Below are 18,212 nucleotides of genomic sequence, written 5' to 3'. Positions count from 1 at the left end.
TGATTATGTCTTTGACCTTGCCACTATTTGAGGATACCAGATGTTCGCTGCCGCCGCCGGCTCACCAAATTTGATGTTACAAGCTACAATCTTCTTAGGAGCAGCGCTGCTGTTTGTACCCCTTGGTAAACGATTTGGTATCGCGACAGTTTTAGGGTATCTCATTACTGGTTTGATTTTGGGGCCGAGCGGCTTGGATGTGGCAGGTGACGCTGAGAGCTTGCTGCATTTCTCTGAATTTGGCGTGGTCATGCTGCTGTTTATCATTGGCCTTGAGCTACAACCATCGCGGCTTTGGGCACTACGGCGCTCGATCTTTGTCCTCGGTGGTCTGCAAGTTGGCCTCACTGGCATGCTGTTAATGTGGCTTTTGCACCACTTTTTTTCTTTGGCATTAGATACTGCCTTTATCGTCGGTTTTGGCCTTGCGCTCTCCTCCACCGCTTTTGTCTTACAGATACTGACCGAAAAGCAGCAGCTCTCTAGCACTCATGGCCGTGAAGCCTTTACTATTTTATTGTTTCAAGACATCGCCGTCATTCCTTTATTGGCGGTCATTCCGTTTTTGTCAGGGGTGCGCGAGCAAAGCTACGACCTGCTGTATTTTGGTAAAGTGTTTGCCGTATTTGCGGGTCTGATTTTTGCCAGCCGTTATGTGGTACGTCCATTTTTTAAGTTTGTGGCCTCCAGTGGTGCCTCTGAGCTGCTCACGGCGGTAGCGCTTTTTATTGTGATGGGCGTGTCGATTTTGATGGGTCAGATTGGTCTATCAATGGCACTAGGCGCGTTTTTGACGGGCGTATTGCTGGCAGACTCTGAATATCGTCACGAGCTCGAAGCCAGTATCGAGCCGTTTAAAGGCTTGCTTTTGGGCTTGTTTTTTATGTCGGTTGGCATGCTCACAGACGTCAAGCTTATCTTAGCGGAGCCTATTTTTATTATTGGCTGCGCCATTGCGCTGATGGTGATTAAGTTTGCCGTGATTACCGCCATCGCCAAAGTCTCAGGCAATCGCTGGCCAACCAGTATTAGGCTGGGCGTGACACTGGCACAAGGTGGTGAATTTGCCTTTGTCCTCTTTAGCGTGGCGAGCGCCCAAAACGTCTTGCGCTCTGAGGTTGCCAACACCTTAAACCTCATCGTCACCATCTCTATGGCGCTCACACCATTGGCGTTTTTATTGCTAGAAAAAATCGGCGAGCCATTATTTGCCAAAAGCAAGCCCAGCCGTGAGTACGATGCGATTCCTGATCATGAGCACCAAGTCATCATTGCAGGGTTTGGCCGTGTCGGGCAGATTATCGGGCGCGTACTGCGCATGCACAATATCGAATTTACCGCCATTGAACGCTCAGCCAACCGTGTCGATTTCGTGCGTAAATTTGGTAACCAAGTCTATTACGGCGACCCAAAAAACCCTGAAATTCTCCGCGCTGCTGGCATCAAAAAAGCACGGGTGTTTATATTGGCGATTGACGATTTGGAGCGCTCTATCACCACCGCCCAGTATTTGCGCAAAAACTATCCCGATATGATCGTCCTAGCACGAGCGCGAGATCGTCAGCATTATTATCGCTTGCGTGAAGTAGGCGTACGTCATATTTGGCGCGAGACTTACCTGTCGTCGTTAGATATGTCGCGCGAGTCGCTACAGCTGCTGGGTATCTCTCCAGAAAAAGCCCGAGAAACGGTGCAGACATTCCGTGATTACGATGATGACTTGATTGAGCGCCAGCAAGCCATTTATGGCGACGAAGCCAGCCTGATCGAGTCGGCGCAGTCAGCCATGGCAGAGCTTGAGAGTCTATTTGATGAAGATATCGATAAAGCGCGCAAGATGGATTTGACTGACTTTTATGAGCCACTAAAGAGTCAAGCAACGCCTATCGATGACCAAGATGCCAGCGCCGCTGATTCCAAACCCTAAAGCATTGTCATTCTAAAACATTGTCACTTTAAAACATTGTCCTTGACTACTTTGACGACATTGACTGGGATACACGCTCGATAGCACAGCACACCTTTGCTCCGATATCCATGCATCAATCAGCTAGGCAGCTTTTGGGGGCTTGTTTTTTATTGAGTGAGCTGGTGCAAGCCCAATCATCACTATCTGGCAGATGATAAAAAACCAAGGTCTGATCATTGAGATAGCGCACTGGAAATCTGACGTTTTGAATGGTCGCAATGATGGCGCAATCGGTATTGGTCACCCCTGGCGCTTGGGCGGCGACATGCATGCGCACCTGCTGATCCTCGGTACTAAGCGGCAGATTCACAGGACACTGCCCAGTCTGCTGATAGATCAGCGCCACCCGATTTTGGGCGTTTTTGGCGATATCATAAGTATCAAACAGCACCGCGTTTTCTTTTGGTTTGGCAATGATAGGCAAAAACTGCACTTTAATCACCAATAGTGCAAATGCAAAAAACCCAAAGCCAAGCCCCAAACCAAACAAGCTCACGCCGCCTTCTTTTTTTAGGTGCGCCTTTTGCGCCGCCTCATCACGCGGATGGTCATTGATAGCATCCGCAATCTCGCGACGCGCCATACGATAATAATAGGCATCCGTCCAACGCGCCACCATAAACGACCAAAACAGCCAGATAGCCGCGGCAATACCGATACGGGTGGCCATCTGATACGCATCAGGGACATAAGACATCGCCACAAACTCAAACGCAACCAAGACCAGCGCCACATTAAGCTGAATAAACGACCAACCCGCCACACTATAGACAATGGCGTCCATATAGCGCTTGCGGTATAGCAGCCAAGGAAAGGTGACGAAAAATGCCGCCCAGTGCCATTTGGGCGACAAATACCCTTGCTCATCAAATTCCTCAAAGCGCTTTAGATAGTAATGCTGGCTACGATGGCCAATAAACCATTTGTCCAGCTGCCTGCGCTTGGCTGCTGTGAGCTGTTCTTGATAAAACGGTGGTGGCGAATCCGTTTCGATAAATAACATGAAAGTACGCTCTAAGTTTTAAAAAATATCAATCGTTATTATATGATAACGCCAACTGCCCTGCATAGAAAACCCGTGTACACCGATTTGACGTCTTTCGATACTTTAATACCCTTTATCATTGCGATAGTCTTTACTATCGTCTTTGATGTCACATCTATTCTCATCTCCTATAACCGTATAAAACCGCTAAAAACGTATTGCACATTCACAGTCGCAACAATATCACTTATAATGACGCCATCTCACTCACCTAATGAAGCACTGCCCATCTTATGAGTCAACATCCTGATAGTAATGACAATCTCACCAGTACGCCAACCACTGATGAGCAAACCCTAATCGACGTCGACACAGCGAGCGCTGACGTTGATGACAACCAAAGCACGCCTGCCGCGGACAAACACATTCGTATCGTCAACACCTTTATGAAACGGCGTACACACATGAACAAAAACGCCGAGCTGGCGTTGACTGCGCCCGAGTTTGCCGATTATTTGGTCAATAACAGCTTTGGCGATGGCGACTTAACAGGCATCCATGACTTGCGCGCGCTATTTGCCGATAGCCCAAATGGCAGTGACGCACCGCTGACCCTAGAGATTGGGTTTGGCTTGGGCGACTCGTTCATCGAGATGGCCGCCGCAGAGCCGGCGCGCAACTTTGTCGGTATCGAAGTCCATGAGCCAGGCATTGGCAAATGCGCCTATATGGGCGGCACCCAAGGCTTGCGTAACGTCAAGATTATCAATGGTGACGCCATCCAACTACTCAAACAGCTACCAGAAAACCATATCGACCGTATTCAGCTGTACTTCCCTGACCCATGGCAAAAAAAGCGCCACTATAAGCGCCGCTTTGTCAGTCCTGAGCGCATGGCGATTGTGACACGCAGCCTAACCCAAGGCGGCTGGTTTCATACCGCCACTGACTGGGAGCATTATGCTTTTTGGATGCTGGAGGTACTAGACAACTTTGCTGGCCTCACCAACCAAGCAGGCACAGGTAACTTTATTGACAGACCAGACTTTCGTCCAATGACCAAATTTGAGCGCCGCGGCATCGCGCGTGGTCATGGCGTTTGGGATTTGATTTATAGCAAAGACTAACACCAAACAATTAAAAATCTACTCTTAGATAAAGAGCGATAAAGGCGGCTAACAGATTAGCCGCCTTTTTTATGCGCGGCGCTTTGCCAGCGAAGATGATAAAGAAAAACGCGCCTTAACACGGCCGACTAAGTATAAAAAGCTTACCATACGGTCAACTCAGCGCTTCTTGCGACCATTTTGAAGGTTTTATTTTTATAAATATAACTATTTTATGGTGTGAAACGTCGGCAACACAGACTAATTTTTTGAGAAAAATACACACGTGACATCACAAAATCCGCTTTGATCTTTAAGAAGCCATAATAAGCGATTTGCGCAAACATTGATGTTACAAGGGCTTGGTGAGTTCTCCCCATAAGCTGTGGATAACCCTGTGTATAAGTCAGCACTTGACAAGCATTTTCCTAGATATATTAAAGGGTCAGGTAAAATCGTTCATTTTTTGTACAATTTAAAACTATTTAAAAATCAATAACTTGCATCGATATAGAGAAGCTAAAAATTTATTTTTCATATTTTTTAGAAAAACCGAAATCAAAGCCGATGTTTCACAATCAGCGAATTTTTACCGAGGATTTATTGTGGACAACTGCAAACCCTATTGACAAACAATACCATTTTCCTATCCAAAATACTCACTAATTTTGCCAATACTTATATAACTCTAAAAATAATATGCATGCGACAACCGATGTCGTTTAGCATACCTGTACCCTTAGTATGCTATCCAGATTTTGTTATAATACCTTTATCAATCAACCATACACCCCTAACGCTTAGCGAGATGAACAAACGCCTTAATAATGAGAAGGCGCTACTTGTACAAGCAGTGATATCAAACTTTTATTTACTTTTATCCGTCATTAATTTTACTGTATAGTAGAATGATTGCACTCTCGACATCATCGATACGACATCTTATTTGTCTTGCTAGACACTGGCCGTTGCCTACCATTTGGGGAGCCGTCAGTATATATGGCCCATAGCCCTCCTATTACCCGTATTTTATCTATCATCGAATTTATCGTTTTACACTAATGATTGAAGACAAGGAATCCAGTATGGACGACAATAAAGCCAAAGCCCTTAAAGCCGCACTTGGTCAAATCGAAAAACAATTTGGTAAAAATACCATCATGCAACTGGGCGATGACTCTGCAGTCCTCGATGCCGATGTGGTCTCGACAGGCTCGCTAGGACTAGATATCGCGCTTGGTATTGGCGGCTTGCCAAAAGGCCGTATCATTGAGATTTATGGGCCAGAGAGCTCAGGTAAAACCACCATGACGCTACAAGCAATCGCTGAGTGTCAAAAACAAGGCGGTACTTGTGCCTTTATCGATGCCGAGCATGCGCTTGATCCTGTTTATGCGCGTAAGCTTGGGGTCAATACAGATGACCTACTGCTCTCTCAGCCTGATAACGGTGAGCAGGCGCTGGAGATTACCGATATGCTGGTACGCTCGGGGGCGGTCGATATGATCGTGGTCGACTCCGTCGCCGCACTCACGCCGCGCGCTGAGATTGAAGGTGAGATGGGTGACTCGCACATGGGTCTACAAGCCCGCTTGATGAGCCAAGCGCTGCGTAAGATCACAGGTAATGCCAAACGCTCCAACTGTATGGTGGTGTTTATTAACCAAATCCGTATGAAAATCGGCGTGATGTTTGGTAGCCCAGAAACCACAACCGGTGGTAATGCGCTGAAATTCTATGCCTCAGTACGTATGGATATTCGCCGTATCGGTGCGGTCAAAAACGGTGATGAAATCATCGGCAACCAAACCCGTGTCAAGGTCATCAAAAATAAAATGGCACCACCCTTCCGCCAAGCTGAGTTTGAAATCACTTATGGCGAAGGCACCAATCACCTAGCAGAGGTCATCGACTTAGGTGTCGAAATTGGCGCTGTGGGTAAAGCAGGCTCTTGGTATAGCTATGGCGATGAAAAAATCGGTCAGGGTAAAGCCAACTCTGTGCTTTTCTTAAAAGAAAACCCTAGTATTGCTCAAGAAATCGAAGATAAGATCCGTGAAGAAAAGCTTGGTAGCAAAAAAGACGCCAAAGACACTGACGCCTCTCAAAAAGATGAAGACCTAGCGCCTGAGCCAGTACAATAACGGCACGCTTATTTATCGTTATGATTGATTATGAACATTAAAACCTTAGCTGAAATACTCGCTGAATCGGACGCCGACTCAGCGAGCGCCCCTACTAGCAAGCCAAAAAAAACCTCTAAAACCTCCCAAACACCCAAAGCGCTCAGATCGCCTCATGCAGCACGGGTCGATAAAAATACGTCTCAGAAGTCAGCGTCTACAGCCAAACGTAAAAGACGTGAAAAACGCTTTCATCCAGCCGCGAGATTTAGCCCTGAGCCTAACGACGCACCTGCGTATCAGCCACCAAAGGCGCAAAGTATCAAAGAGATGCTGGCCGAGGTAAAGCATCATATTCATGGCCATTCGGACGATAGCGCCCCTACCATCACCGCTGATAGCGATGCGCGCCTAGAGGGTGTAGATCATTTAGAAAGCACAGAAGGCTCAGCGCCACTACTTGGCCCTAAAGCTGCCCATAGTCACAGTACAGACGCGCAAGCGGACAACTTACCTGCTGCTCTAAAAGCGTATCTTCGCACCCCTGAACAAAGGCAAGCTGAGATTGACGCTATCAAGGCAGAGAGTCGCCTGCGCTGGCTGGCTTTTTATTATCTATCGCGCCGTGAGTACGGTAAAGCAGAGCTAAAGCAAAAACTGCTCGATAAGGAGCAAGACCCAGACAAGATTGATGCCTTACTCGATGAATTTGAGGAAAAAGGCTACCAAAGTGATTATCGCACTACCCTTATGCTGATTCGTGAAAACATTCGTAAAGGCCGCGGCCGTCAGCGTATCAAGCAGGAGTTTTATAAAAAGCAAATCACTATGCCAAGCAATATTGATGAGCTCATTGATATGGCAAATGCAGAGTCTGAGGAATTTAGCGAATTTGTCGAGGATGGTGATGACAATCTGGTCGAAGGCGTTGACTGGCTAAAGCTAGCGGTGACCGCTCGCACCAAAAAATACGGCAATACCTTACCCCGTGAGCCAAAAGACAAGGCTCGTCAATTACGGTTTTTGCAGTATAGAGGCTTTAAGAGTGACATCTGCTTTGCCGCCCTTGACTACACGCTTGAGACATTAGATGAGCGATTTTAACCGTGACTCATCTAACACTCAGCTACCTATTAATAATAGCCAAGCACTTTCCACCATATCATACCTGCCCCTATCCAAATCACCAGATTGACCACACTCATGATAGCGCCGATGCCCCACCACTCTTTTAGGGTCACATACCCTGAGTTAAAGATGACGGGGGCGGTACCGGTCGCATAATGAGTGAGGGTCATCATAATGTTGCCCGCTGCTGCCAAAATCAGCGCATATAGCATGGGCGGCGCTCCTAAGCTCAGCCCAACGGCATAAAAGGCGGCAAATAAAGCGGTGATATGCGCAGTCGTACTTGCAAAGAAGTAATGAATGTACAAATACACCAGCGTCAAAATCGCCACGGCACCTACCCAGCCCAGACCCGTCGTACCAATCATCGCTTCGATATTGTCAGAAAACCAGCGAATCAAGCCAAGCTCATTCAGATAAGCGGCCATCATAATCAAGGCACCAAACCAGATGATGGTATCCCAAGCAGATTTTTCTTTGAGAATATCCTCCCACGTCAGCACCCCAGTCAATATCAAAGTCGTCAGACCGATAAAAGCCGTCGTCGTGGCATCGACGCTGTATTGCTCACCCAATAGCAGCGCTGGGATATTGGCCCAGAGTAGTAGCATCAGGCCAAACACACCGAGCATGATTTTTTCTTGGCGGCTGATGCTACCCATGTCTGCCAAATTGTCTTTTGCAAAACCTTTAGCGTCGGGTGTGACTTTGACATCAGGCGGATAGATCAGATAAATCACCAAAGGCATTACCACCAAACACAGGATGCCCGGCACAAACATCGCCACAGCCCAAGTTGTCCACGACAGCTGAATGTTGCCGCCTGTGGCTTTATTTACCAGGTCTACCACTAAAGGGTTGGGCGCGGTCGCGGTGATAAACATCCCTGAGGTAATCGGATTGGCATGGTAATTGACCATCGCCAGATAGCGACCAATTTTATTTTGCGTGCCTTCCTCTGGCGTTGAATGAAAGCTTTGGGCGATAGATTTCATAATAGGATGAATAATACCGCCACCACGCGCGGTATTCGACGGCGTGATAGGCGCTATCATCAGCTCAGCCGCCGTCAATGAGTACGCGACTCCGATGGTTTTTTTGCCAAAGATAGAAATAAAATAATAAGCAATGCGGCGACCAAGACCGGTTTTGATAAGGCCGCGCGATATCATCACTGCGATACCAATCAACCATATCAGCGGGCTTGAATAGCTAGAGAGCGCATCATTGATGGCTTGTTTTGGGCTGTCACTGGTCACACCCGTCAAAGCCACGAGCGTCACGGCGATGACCGCTATCGCCCCGATGGGTAGCACTTTACCAATAATGGCAACGATGGTGGCAATAAATAAAGCCAGCATGTGCCATGCGTCAGCGGTGACGCCCGTCGGTACAGGAATGACAAACCAGATGATAAGACCTACGACGATGGCAATAGCGGCTTGGATCGGCTTAAACGGCATGCGTCAGTATCCTATGCAGTGGCTGATACCCTCATCTTATAAGATTACCAGCACCGTTGCGCATTTGTTCACCATTTTTAACATATCTATGTAGCATGTATTATTGAAGTCCTCAAAATAAAAAAGAGCACGCTATACAAACGTGCTCTTTTGGCCGCTATCAGCTGTCTGCGTAAGTAGCGGCAGACTACACAGCTAAAGGTAGCTATAACACAAACATGGGGCCATTATCGTAAAGTGCCTAGACGGTTGGACAACTGGCTGATGATCTGATCAATCTCTTCGTTAGCCTCCGCTTCAGTATCTAAGTTACCTTTGGGGGTAAGCTGATTTACGACTTCAGGTAGCAGCTCTGCAATGCCTTGGCGCACCTCGGCTTCGTTGGCACCAGTACGCGCTGCCACTTGTTGAATCTCACTTTCATCAAACAATCGATTGACATCGTTTGGATCGAGATTTTCATTGTCTTGCTGATTGCTCATCCAAGAGCGTGCTTGGTTTTCATAGCCCATGCCCGTAATTTTGGATAATGCACCGCTCAGACCGCCATTACGCTTGATCCAGCTGAGCACCATGGGCATAAGCACGGCGATAAGCATGCCTTTACCGCCAAAGCCGCTTTGACTGCGCTGACCACCCAGTACGCTTCCTAAGATATCACCCAAACCACCAGCGCCTGCGCTGACACCACCACGCTGCGCGCCGCCAGTAAGACCGCCGATGATATCATCTAGGCCAAAGCCGTTATCAGGTTTACGGTCATACTGCTGCGGATTATAGCCACCTGCCTGACTGCCTCCCAGCACGCTTCCTAAGATATCACCCAGACCGCCCGTCCGCCTTGTATCAGCCCGCTGATTAACTGGGTTATGCTGGGCGTCAGCAGGATTCATGGCTTGACGAGCCACCTGACTGACTAAATTTCCTAATAAACTCATATTTTTCTCCTTTTTTATCATTATCGTGGTCTAGCGCAGTGTTTTTTTAGCCGTTATTTGTCGGTAGCCATTTTTTAATGCCGCTGCCTCACAACGTACATTATCACCATAATTTTTATAACCATACTTTCTACAACAGTGTTGTTAGTTAGTTGTTAATAAATAGTGCTATTAATATAGCAAGCTTTTTTGACAATCGAGATAGGTACTTTGTTATGACATGTAGGCGCTTGTAAGCCTGCACATCGGTGCAAGGGGAAAGAAGATAAGTATTTAGACCGTATTGCCCGTGCTCATATTGGCCAAAACATTTAGCTCTCGCCACTGCTCGGGGCTGACTTGATCGCGAAAAACTGTCACGGCCAACGAACGCTGATAAGGCTCGATGATATCAAATTCAAAACTGAGCGCCCACTCAAAACGGTGAACGGCTTGTAGGTTTGCCAACCATAAACCCTCCCCCTGCGACGTACGCATCAGAAGCTGCCAGTGTTGATCAAGGCGCTGACTCAGTGGCGGCTGGCTTAGATGTAGCAGGGTCGGCCACGATACGGTCAAATAACCAAACACGGCGGCTGCCACCGCTAAGACCAGCACGTACTGCCAAAGCGCCAAAGACGCCAATATACCAAGCCCTATCATGATACTTGCTAAGCTCAGATGTAACAGCAAGCGCAATCGGCTCTTAGGCTCGATAGCAGTATCAATACGCAGGGCAGTTATCGAATCCATGATATCGCGGTAATCTCATAAGGTGTGTGGTAGCGAATTAGGGCATCAACTCTTTGGTATGACGCCATGTTTTAATTTTATTGACCAGCGCCCAGATTGCATCATCTTCAGGTCGCGATTGATTGGTAAAATAATCCAATAAATCTGGGTCTTCGTGGGTGAGCATTTCGGCAAAGGTCGCCTGTTCAACAGCATCTGCGGTCAAATACCGCTCCTTGACGTAAGGATCGATATAAAAATCCAGCTCTTTTAGGCCGCGGCGGGCTTGATAGATGACGCGGCGCTGCTCATTGGTTGGCTCAGGTTGTTTGTTTTCAGATATGCTCATAGGAAACGCCTTATAGCTAGTAGGTACATTATTTAGTAGACTGATAGTAAGGGTTGTTGGTCGTAATGACAGAGGTTTGATGATACTCGGTTAATTGCTGCCAAAGCGCGGCCGCTTGCTGCATCATCGCTACATTATGAGTACGGATGATACTCGCGCCTTGCTGCAATGCCAACAATCCAGCCGCAGTACCGATCGCATCGCGCTCGCTCGCTTGCGTAGTGGCAACTGCTGTTACACCGCTCTTAGTGAGTATTTGTGCCAAAAAACGCTTACGCGAGATACCAAACATCAATGGCAAACCAAGCGTTTGTAACTTATCAAGCTGGGTCAATAGTGCACGATGATGCTCGTAATCTTTTGCAAAACCAAAGCCTGGATCGATGATGAGGTTTTCACGCTTCACGCCAGCACAAGTCACCTCTTCAATACGAGCAAGCAGCTCGCGACTGACATCACTGACTACCTCATCATACTGCGCCAACTCATTCATGGTCGTGGGCTCGCCGCGCATATGCATCAGCATCACCGGTATATTAAGTTCTGCTGCTAATTGGGCCGCACCATCACGTCTGAGCGCGCGTACATCATTCCAAATATCAGCGCCTGCATCAAACGCTGCTTGCATCACAGTCGGGCTGCTGGTATCGATCGACAGCCAAATATCCTGACCCATTTCACCTAACTGCTGACGAATGGCTGTCACCACTGGCACCACACGCTGCACTTCTTCATCCGTCGCTACAGGCGCGGCATTTGGACGGGTAGATTCGCCGCCGATATCAATAATCGTCGCCCCTTCATTTATCAGCTGTTTACAATGCTGCAGCGCTTTATGTACCGCGGTAAACTGACCACCATCTGAAAACGAGTCTGGCGTCACATTTAATATTCCCATCACCTGCGGCTGCGATAAATCCAACACTTTGTTGCGGCTGCGAATGCGATAAGTCGGTAAAGGCTGAAACAATGACATAGGCCATCCATTATCAATAAAAGGGACTAAAAAAAGGACAATCGGTATTGGCTACCGTTTGCTTATGATACCAGTAAATACCATACGGTTCTAAATTCTGAGTAAAATACGAGCCATAAAAAAGCCCTTTATCAAAAAGGGCTTTTTAGCTTAAACACTGATCTGCCAGCTGTCTTTTGCAATTTTACTTGCTTGCTCTACATCGCTGGTAATGGCGGCGGTGTCGGACCCGTTGTTTTCACATCATTTTTTGACAAGTTCACTTCGTTGGGCTGATACACTCTTGGTGGACGTGGCTCTTCACCTGCCAAGATGTCTTGCAACTGATCCCGATCAATGGTTTCCCACTTCATCAAGGCGTCGACCATCGCATGCATCTTGTCTTGGTTGGCTTCGATCAGCTCGCGAGCGATACCATATTGCTCTTCTAACATGCGGCGCACTTCTTCATCGACTTTTTGCTGTGTGGCCTCTGAAATCGTACGGCTGCTAGAGCCAAAATAACCTTGTGAGCTGTCTTCATCTTCATACACCATGATACCTAGCGCATCAGACATGCCGTACTTAGTGACCATCGCTCGTGCCATTTTGGTAGCACGCTCAAAGTCGTTGGACGCGCCCGTTGACATCTGATTGATAAAGACTTCTTCAGCGATACGGCCACCGAATAAAATAGCAATATCATTGAGCATTTTTGACTTATACATGCTGGTCTGGTCATGCTCAGGTAGCTGCCAAGTCACACCAAGGGCAAATCCGCGCGGCATAATCGTTACTTTATGCACAGGGTCGGTACCTGGTAGTAGCTCAGCAACCAAGGCATGTCCTGCTTCATGATAAGCAGTAGCACGGCGCTCTTCTTCGCGTATTACCATCGATTTGCGCTCAGGACCCATATATAGCTTGTCTTTTGCGTCCTCAAAGTCATTCATATCGACGCTGGTTTTGTTGCGACGGGCGGCAAATAGTGCCGCTTCGTTGACCAAGTTGGCCAGCTGGGCACCGCTAAAGCCAGGCGTACCACGCGCAAGCGAGCTGGCATCGACACCGACAGTATTCGGCAATTTACGCAAATGTACTTTTAAAATCTGCTCACGACCTTTGATATCGGGCAAGCCTACTTGTACCTGACGGTCAAAACGACCTGGACGCAGTAGCGCTTTATCGAGTACATCAGCGCGGTTGGTCGCGGCAATCACGATCACGCCTTCGTTACCTTCAAAGCCGTCCATCTCAACCAATAGTTGGTTCAATGTCTGCTCACGCTCATCATTACCGCCGCCCATACCAGAGCCACGGTGGCGACCAACGGCATCGATCTCATCGATAAAGATAATACAAGGGGCACTCTTTTTCGCTTGCTCAAACATATCGCGCACACGTGAGGCACCCACACCGACAAACATCTCGACAAAGTCAGACCCTGAGATAGAGAAGAACGGTACTTTGGCTTCACCAGCGATGGCACGCGCCAATAGCGTCTTACCCGTACCAGGCGGTCCAACCATCAAGATACCGCGTGGGATGGTCGCACCTAGCTTGGTAAACTTGTCTGGATCGCGCAAGAAGTCAACGACCTCGACCACTTCTTCTTTGGCCTCTTCACAGCCTGCGACATCCTCAAAATTGACGTTGATTTGGTCTTCGGTGAGCATTTTGGCTTTTGATTTGCCAAAGCTCATCGGACCACCGCCCTTGCCGCCAGCGCCGCCTTGCATATTACGCATAAAGAATAAAAACAGACCAATAATCAATAAAATTGGGAAACTGGCTATCAGCAATTGCATCAAGACGCTTTGGCGTTTCGGAGCAGTTCCTTGAACTTCAACCTGATTTTCACGCAACAGCGGCATCAGCTCGTCGTCTGACACAGCGGGTCTAATGGTCTCAAAAGATGAGCCATTTTTCTTTTCACCGGTGATTTGTTCGCCATCGATTTCAACACTGGCTACCTGATTTTCTGACACCGCGGTCACAAACTCAGAGTAGTTAAGGTTATCCGGCTCAGAGGATTGATCAAAGCCGCTAAACACCAGCACCAAAATGCCGATTACCACCAGCCACAATAAGGTATTTTTTACCATGTCGCTCACTAGTTATTCCCATCCCTTACTTATTGGTGTGTTTACTAAACACGTGACGTCCATAAACGTTTGGCTCATTTGACGATATATAAATCTCAACGAGCGTATCGGGCGTTTATTATCAGACGACTTTGCCTAAAACGCATGCTTAAAACAAAGTTAATATACCATGATATGTGGTGTTTCCCTGCATAATTCAAGCAGGTTTCACTTTTATTCAGTTAACGATTGTAGCGGATTTTCACGCATGGTATCCATCTTTTATAATGGCATACTCTCCCGCTTACAATAGCAGTAACTCATTGAAACTAAAACTATTTGATCGCCACCCAAAACATCTCTTTTGATCGTGGTCGTGAGGCAGCGGGCTTGATGCTACGGATTTTACTAAAATCACGCTGCATCTGCTGACGTAATTCTTGTGTACCCTCACCCTGAAACACTTTCATAATAAGCGCGCCACCTTTGGGTAAGGTTGCCAGCGCAAAGTCGACCGCCAGCTCGCATAGGTACATCATACGCGGCTGATCAATCGCGCGATTGCCAGAAGTATTGGGCGCCATATCTGATAGCACCACATCGACCTGCCGATCGCCCACTTCTGCCATAATCGCGTCAAACACCTCAGCTTCACGAAAGTCACCTTGGATAAAGGTGACATCTGGCAACGCATCCATCGGCAAGATATCAGAGGCGATTAAAATACCTTTATCACCCACCAACTGCCCGGCCACTTGTGACCAGCTACCAGGCGCACTGCCTAAATCCACAACCGTCATGCCTTTTTTGATTAGGCTGGTCTTTTCGTTGATTTCTAGGAGCTTATAAGCTGCGCGGGCGCGGTAGCCGTCTTTTTGGGCCTTTTGTACATAATGGTCGTCAATATGCTCTTGCATCCAAGCACTGCTGCTTTTTGACAATTTTTTGTTTTCGATACGCGTGGCCAAAATACCTGCTCCTATTACTCTGCAAAACTTTATGCGCTTTGCTAACGATACACTTTGAAACGCCTGATGCACGCAAGACATAGTACCAATATAGTACCAATGAGGCGATTTATCTATAAATGCGCTTAAATCATCAAATTCTCTTGGTTAAATAACTGTTTTATAAGGCAGTAGCGTTTATAATGTGGTCAAACCTTCAGTTTAACATTTTCGGCACGTAAAATCGTGCAAAATCCTGCCGATCTCATGCAAGTTGGTCATAGATTATCTATAATGATCACTCACTGCTGTTGGCGGTAATATTTTTATTTTTATCAATACCTAGGAATTCTATGCAACTCGATAACGCTACCATCAAACGTCTAAAAGGCATCGGCCATGAGCTAAAGCCTATCGTTATGATTGGCAACAAAGGCATCACTCCCACCATCACCGAAGAGATTGATCGTGCTTTATCAGATCATGAGCTCATCAAGGTAAAACTACCGGCCGGCACCAAAGAAGAGCGTGATACCATCGGGGCAGAGCTTGCGGCGGCGGCAAACGCCACTTTGGTACATTCTATCGGTCGTATGGCCTTGCTACTACGCCAAAACCCAAATGCCAATCCAAAACTCTCTAATCTCACTCGTCACGCCCAGTAGTATGTCGGCGCAAAGAGGCGATGTATATTTAGCGCGAATAAATAAATGGTCGTGCTGTGTATGACCATGCCGCAATACGCCTGCTATCTGCTATAACCCAAAACCGCGCGGCATGTTGCTCGCGGTTTTTTGCATGATGGGTATATAATCAATCTACTATGAAGTAAATACCAGTAGCACTCTGGCACCGCAGTTTTTTTATGTAGGATTAATTATATAGACCTAGCGCAATAGACCTCGCGCAGTATTCATACTACCTATCGAAACGGCTGCCTATCAAAACTAGTGCGTATCGAAACAGTGATTACATCATGAGCCAAGTCTTTCATTTGCGTTTAGCCACCGACAACCTCGCCACCCAGGCGCAGCAATTAGATGTCAGTATCGCTGCGCTATCAGAGATCCGCGTGAGCGTACACGCAGACATCAGCCAGACGTCGCCTTTTTATCTACAGCTTCATTATCAGATCAACATGCCCACACCCTCTATGGCGCACCGACTAGAGTGGCCAGCATGGCAGCCAGACAAGGTCGGTTTTGCAGACTATCTGTGGGAGGAGACCTGCCTTGAGTGCTTTATCAGTGCCAAAACGCCGCAACCTTCTACGCTGGCAGTGACAAAGACACCCTATATCGAAATCAATGCCAGTCCAGACGGTCGTTACGCGCTTTATCAGTTTGATGACTATCGGCACCCAGATACTTTGCCGCCGCCAGCCCTGATGACCGATCTGCAAACCCGTGCCACGCTCGATTGGCCAACATCGAGCGTAAATTCAAGCTCAGGTATAAACTTGGCCCGCTCAGTTGATTTTGAGCGTTACTTGCATATACCAGTGACGCCATTGCCGCATCAGCAATACGCCGTATATGGCACCGTGATTGAGTACCTCCATCCCTGCGTTATCTTATGGCTGGATAAAACAGCGCTATATTTTGCGCCCTCTCACGCTACCCCGCCTGATTTTCACAATCGCCAGCATTGGGGCCAGTTTGTGCTTTAGGTCTCGTGTGCTTCGTGCTATGACAGCACAAATAAAAAAAACTCAGTAACGTCATAAAGAGCATTACTGAGTTTGGAGAAAATCGGTAAATCAGCTCGCTATCAGCTGATTACTAAACAGATTATTATTTGTCTGCCATCGCAAGATAGATACCACGATCTGAGGCATCATCTACGTATTGTGAGTCGCGCCATGTGGTATAACTATGGACACCACTGTATGGGCTGATACCTTTTTGGCGGAAGTCAGATACCCAGTTGGTACCATCAAAAATCTGGATATGACCGTGCGGGCGTCTTGAGCTACGGTCATAGACGATCACATCACCCACCTGATGCGGTGTGTCATTACTGATTTTGGTAAAGCCTGCTTGGGCAAGCGTGCCACGCGTGGCATACTGATACGCTGAAGGATTTGGCGTAAACTCATAGCCTGCTGATTGCAAGGCTTTACGGACGTAGCGGGCACAGTAGCCAGAGCTTCTAGACAACGCCACGCGTGAAGCACGTGCTGCGGCAATGGCAGGGGCTGAGTTGCTATCAGGTACACGGCTTGCTTGCTGCTGGCGCTGCTCATAAGAGAGGCGGCTGGTGAGCGAGGCAAGCTGGTATTCTTTTTGCTTGGCATGAGCACTTAGGTTGTCAATTGCTTGACTGATTTCATCATTACTATAAACATGGGCGCCGCTATTGGTGCTATAGATATTGCGACTAGAACCGTAGCTCACAGAATTAGAGATGTTTGTGACGGTATGACTCAAGGTATTATTTGGTTGAAAGGTCGTTTCGACAGCACCACTCGTCTGTGCTATGCCCATTCCCAATACTGACAAAATTAATAAAGCTTGTTTCATAAATTTACTACCTATGGTTAATACAGGATTGCTCGTCATCCATGACGACGCATCAATTAATTTAGAGGATATTCACATCAAGCAAACATGATAAAATCCTTATCACAACCACTTCTTTTATCGTGACTCACACCGATAGTTTTGGTCTGGTCAACTGCCTCATCACTCACTTGTTATATACTGCGGTTAGCATGTTTATGATAAATATCGTTTGTGTCACCTACTAGATGAGTTATCACGATGTCAAAAAAACAGCCCAATCGGCTTGCCAAACTTATTGATCATCAAGCTTTTGCTGGTAGCGCACTACCTCAAACCCTTGCTGATAATATGCAGTTTTATATAAAAGCGACCAATGAGATAAAAGCGCTACTGGTAGACTGTCTACCTGAGGAAATCCTCAATAGCTGCTGGGTCGTCGGACTTACTGCTGAGCAATTGGTGCTCAGTGTCAGCTCAATGACGGCTGCTAACCATATTCGCTATTTACAGAGCGCGTACTTGCAAGTCCTTAATGAGCAGTCAATTACATTTAAACAACTCAAGCAAATTCGCGTCATTGTAGCCAATACTTCTACTGAAAATCACCTATCAAAATCATCTTCAGGGCTAGCGGCGGCCTCATCAAAATCTCGTAAAGCTAATAAAAATCAGGCTCTTAGCCAAAACACAAAGCGGACTATATCACAGGCTGCAGAGCATGTCACCACTGATGAAAATCTCAAAAAAGCACTTTTGCGCCTCGCAAATCACTAAAAATCATCTCGTTACTATGTAAAGTTATGTAAACAAAAACAGAAAACCACCCCTTGAACGCTGGGTTTTTGTAATATCGCAAACAAAAAAAATCGTCTGTCGCTTTCATTCATTATTTGAATGAAAGCGACAGACGATTATAAAATTATCCACAGCTTTTATATTGTCTAGGTTAG

The 18,212-nt window shown here is 47.1% G+C and carries 16 protein-coding genes; 7 read left to right on the top strand and 9 right to left on the bottom strand.

Annotation, left to right across the window (positions count from 1 at the left end):
• The first annotated feature begins 40 nt into the window (after positions 1–40).
• A complete protein-coding gene (locus tag JFC05_RS00885) occupies positions 41–1,927 on the top strand; it encodes a monovalent cation:proton antiporter-2 (CPA2) family protein (RefSeq protein ID WP_198335367.1) in 1,887 nt (628 codons plus the stop codon).
• 115 nt (positions 1,928–2,042) lie between these two features.
• Here the strand turns inward: JFC05_RS00885 and JFC05_RS00880 are convergent, their stop codons facing one another.
• Positions 2,043–2,972, bottom strand: coding sequence for a DUF2628 domain-containing protein (locus tag JFC05_RS00880; protein ID WP_198335366.1), 930 nt, complete (start codon positions 2,970–2,972; stop codon positions 2,043–2,045).
• Positions 2,973–3,247: 275 nt separating this feature from the next.
• Between JFC05_RS00880 and trmB the strand changes: the two genes are divergently transcribed.
• The 3 genes from trmB to JFC05_RS00865 all read left to right on the top strand — a co-directional run bounded on the left by trmB (position 3,248) and on the right by JFC05_RS00865 (position 7,287).
• Positions 3,248–4,081: a tRNA (guanosine(46)-N7)-methyltransferase TrmB gene (gene trmB, locus JFC05_RS00875; RefSeq protein ID WP_198335365.1), complete on the top strand. Its 834-nt coding sequence runs from the start codon at positions 3,248–3,250 to the stop codon at positions 4,079–4,081.
• 1,064 nt (positions 4,082–5,145) lie between these two features.
• Positions 5,146–6,204 (top strand): recombinase RecA, encoded by a 1,059-nt coding sequence (gene recA, locus JFC05_RS00870; protein ID WP_198335364.1) that lies wholly within the window; start codon positions 5,146–5,148, stop codon positions 6,202–6,204.
• A gap of 30 nt (positions 6,205–6,234) precedes the next feature.
• On the top strand, positions 6,235–7,287 hold the full coding sequence (locus JFC05_RS00865) for a regulatory protein RecX (protein WP_198335363.1): 1,053 nt from the start codon (positions 6,235–6,237) through the stop codon (positions 7,285–7,287).
• Positions 7,288–7,316: 29 nt separating this feature from the next.
• On the opposite strand, the gene JFC05_RS00860 is transcribed toward JFC05_RS00865, so the two are convergent.
• The 7 genes from JFC05_RS00860 to JFC05_RS00830 all read right to left on the bottom strand — a co-directional run bounded on the left by JFC05_RS00860 (position 7,317) and on the right by JFC05_RS00830 (position 14,779).
• The gene (locus JFC05_RS00860; RefSeq protein ID WP_105244060.1) at positions 7,317–8,774 is read right to left on the bottom strand and encodes an anion permease; all 1,458 of its coding nucleotides are present in this window, start codon (positions 8,772–8,774) and stop codon (positions 7,317–7,319) included.
• A gap of 227 nt (positions 8,775–9,001) precedes the next feature.
• Positions 9,002–9,712 (bottom strand): YidB family protein, encoded by a 711-nt coding sequence (locus JFC05_RS00855; protein WP_198335362.1) that lies wholly within the window; start codon positions 9,710–9,712, stop codon positions 9,002–9,004.
• 273 nt (positions 9,713–9,985) lie between these two features.
• Positions 9,986–10,444 carry a hypothetical protein gene (locus JFC05_RS00850; protein ID WP_198335361.1) on the bottom strand — a complete coding sequence of 153 codons (459 nt, stop codon included), beginning with the start codon at positions 10,442–10,444 and terminating at the stop codon, positions 9,986–9,988.
• A gap of 37 nt (positions 10,445–10,481) precedes the next feature.
• Positions 10,482–10,772, bottom strand: a complete 291-nt coding sequence (locus JFC05_RS00845) for an FAD assembly factor SdhE (protein WP_198335360.1) — start codon at positions 10,770–10,772, stop codon at positions 10,482–10,484.
• A gap of 28 nt (positions 10,773–10,800) precedes the next feature.
• A complete protein-coding gene (gene folP / locus JFC05_RS00840) occupies positions 10,801–11,748 on the bottom strand; it encodes a dihydropteroate synthase (RefSeq protein WP_198335359.1) in 948 nt (315 codons plus the stop codon).
• Positions 11,749–11,945: 197 nt separating this feature from the next.
• Positions 11,946–13,841 (bottom strand): ATP-dependent zinc metalloprotease FtsH, encoded by a 1,896-nt coding sequence (gene ftsH, locus JFC05_RS00835; protein WP_198335358.1) that lies wholly within the window; start codon positions 13,839–13,841, stop codon positions 11,946–11,948.
• A 305-nt stretch (positions 13,842–14,146) separates the two neighbouring features.
• On the bottom strand, positions 14,147–14,779 hold the full coding sequence (locus JFC05_RS00830) for an RlmE family RNA methyltransferase (RefSeq protein WP_075100456.1): 633 nt from the start codon (positions 14,777–14,779) through the stop codon (positions 14,147–14,149).
• 332 nt (positions 14,780–15,111) lie between these two features.
• On the opposite strand from JFC05_RS00830, the gene JFC05_RS00825 reads away from it, so the two are divergent.
• Together JFC05_RS00825 and JFC05_RS00820 are read left to right on the top strand one after the other, a co-directional pair.
• Entirely contained in the window at positions 15,112–15,423 is a 312-nt protein-coding gene (locus tag JFC05_RS00825; protein WP_075100455.1) for a YhbY family RNA-binding protein, read from the top strand.
• Positions 15,424–15,734: 311 nt separating this feature from the next.
• Positions 15,735–16,427, top strand: coding sequence for a DOMON domain-containing protein (locus tag JFC05_RS00820; protein ID WP_198335357.1), 693 nt, complete (start codon positions 15,735–15,737; stop codon positions 16,425–16,427).
• Between the two features lie 124 nt (positions 16,428–16,551).
• On the opposite strand, the gene JFC05_RS00815 is transcribed toward JFC05_RS00820, so the two are convergent.
• A complete protein-coding gene (locus JFC05_RS00815) occupies positions 16,552–17,280 on the bottom strand; it encodes a CHAP domain-containing protein (RefSeq protein WP_198335356.1) in 729 nt (242 codons plus the stop codon).
• Positions 17,281–17,520: 240 nt separating this feature from the next.
• Here JFC05_RS00815 and JFC05_RS00810 point away from each other — a divergent pair, with 240 nt between their 5' ends.
• Positions 17,521–18,036 carry a DciA family protein gene (locus JFC05_RS00810; RefSeq protein ID WP_105244068.1) on the top strand — a complete coding sequence of 172 codons (516 nt, stop codon included), beginning with the start codon at positions 17,521–17,523 and terminating at the stop codon, positions 18,034–18,036.
• The last annotated feature ends 176 nt before the right edge of the window (positions 18,037–18,212 follow it).

This window comes from Psychrobacter celer (assembly GCF_016107555.1).
Classification (GTDB): domain Bacteria; phylum Pseudomonadota; class Gammaproteobacteria; order Pseudomonadales; family Moraxellaceae; genus Psychrobacter; species Psychrobacter celer.
This window is presented reverse-complemented; position numbering and strand designations above follow the sequence as displayed.

Excerpts from the sequence above, each read along its gene's own strand:
- JFC05_RS00885 (WP_198335367.1), top strand. The coding sequence starts at position 41 with ATGTTCGCTGCCGCCGCCGGCTCACCAAATTTGATGTTACAAGCTACA.
- JFC05_RS00880 (WP_198335366.1), bottom strand. The coding sequence starts at position 2,972 with ATGTTATTTATCGAAACGGATTCGCCACCACCGTTTTATCAAGAACAG.
- trmB (WP_198335365.1), top strand. The coding sequence starts at position 3,248 with ATGAGTCAACATCCTGATAGTAATGACAATCTCACCAGTACGCCAACC.
- recA (WP_198335364.1), top strand. The coding sequence starts at position 5,146 with ATGGACGACAATAAAGCCAAAGCCCTTAAAGCCGCACTTGGTCAAATC.
- JFC05_RS00865 (WP_198335363.1), top strand. The coding sequence starts at position 6,235 with ATGAACATTAAAACCTTAGCTGAAATACTCGCTGAATCGGACGCCGAC.
- JFC05_RS00860 (WP_105244060.1), bottom strand. The coding sequence starts at position 8,774 with ATGCCGTTTAAGCCGATCCAAGCCGCTATTGCCATCGTCGTAGGTCTT.
- JFC05_RS00855 (WP_198335362.1), bottom strand. The coding sequence starts at position 9,712 with ATGAGTTTATTAGGAAATTTAGTCAGTCAGGTGGCTCGTCAAGCCATG.
- JFC05_RS00850 (WP_198335361.1), bottom strand. The coding sequence starts at position 10,444 with ATGGATTCGATAACTGCCCTGCGTATTGATACTGCTATCGAGCCTAAG.
- JFC05_RS00845 (WP_198335360.1), bottom strand. The coding sequence starts at position 10,772 with ATGAGCATATCTGAAAACAAACAACCTGAGCCAACCAATGAGCAGCGC.
- folP (WP_198335359.1), bottom strand. The coding sequence starts at position 11,748 with ATGTCATTGTTTCAGCCTTTACCGACTTATCGCATTCGCAGCCGCAAC.
- JFC05_RS00825 (WP_075100455.1), top strand. The coding sequence starts at position 15,112 with ATGCAACTCGATAACGCTACCATCAAACGTCTAAAAGGCATCGGCCAT.
- JFC05_RS00820 (WP_198335357.1), top strand. The coding sequence starts at position 15,735 with ATGAGCCAAGTCTTTCATTTGCGTTTAGCCACCGACAACCTCGCCACC.
- JFC05_RS00815 (WP_198335356.1), bottom strand. The coding sequence starts at position 17,280 with ATGAAACAAGCTTTATTAATTTTGTCAGTATTGGGAATGGGCATAGCA.
- JFC05_RS00810 (WP_105244068.1), top strand. The coding sequence starts at position 17,521 with ATGTCAAAAAAACAGCCCAATCGGCTTGCCAAACTTATTGATCATCAA.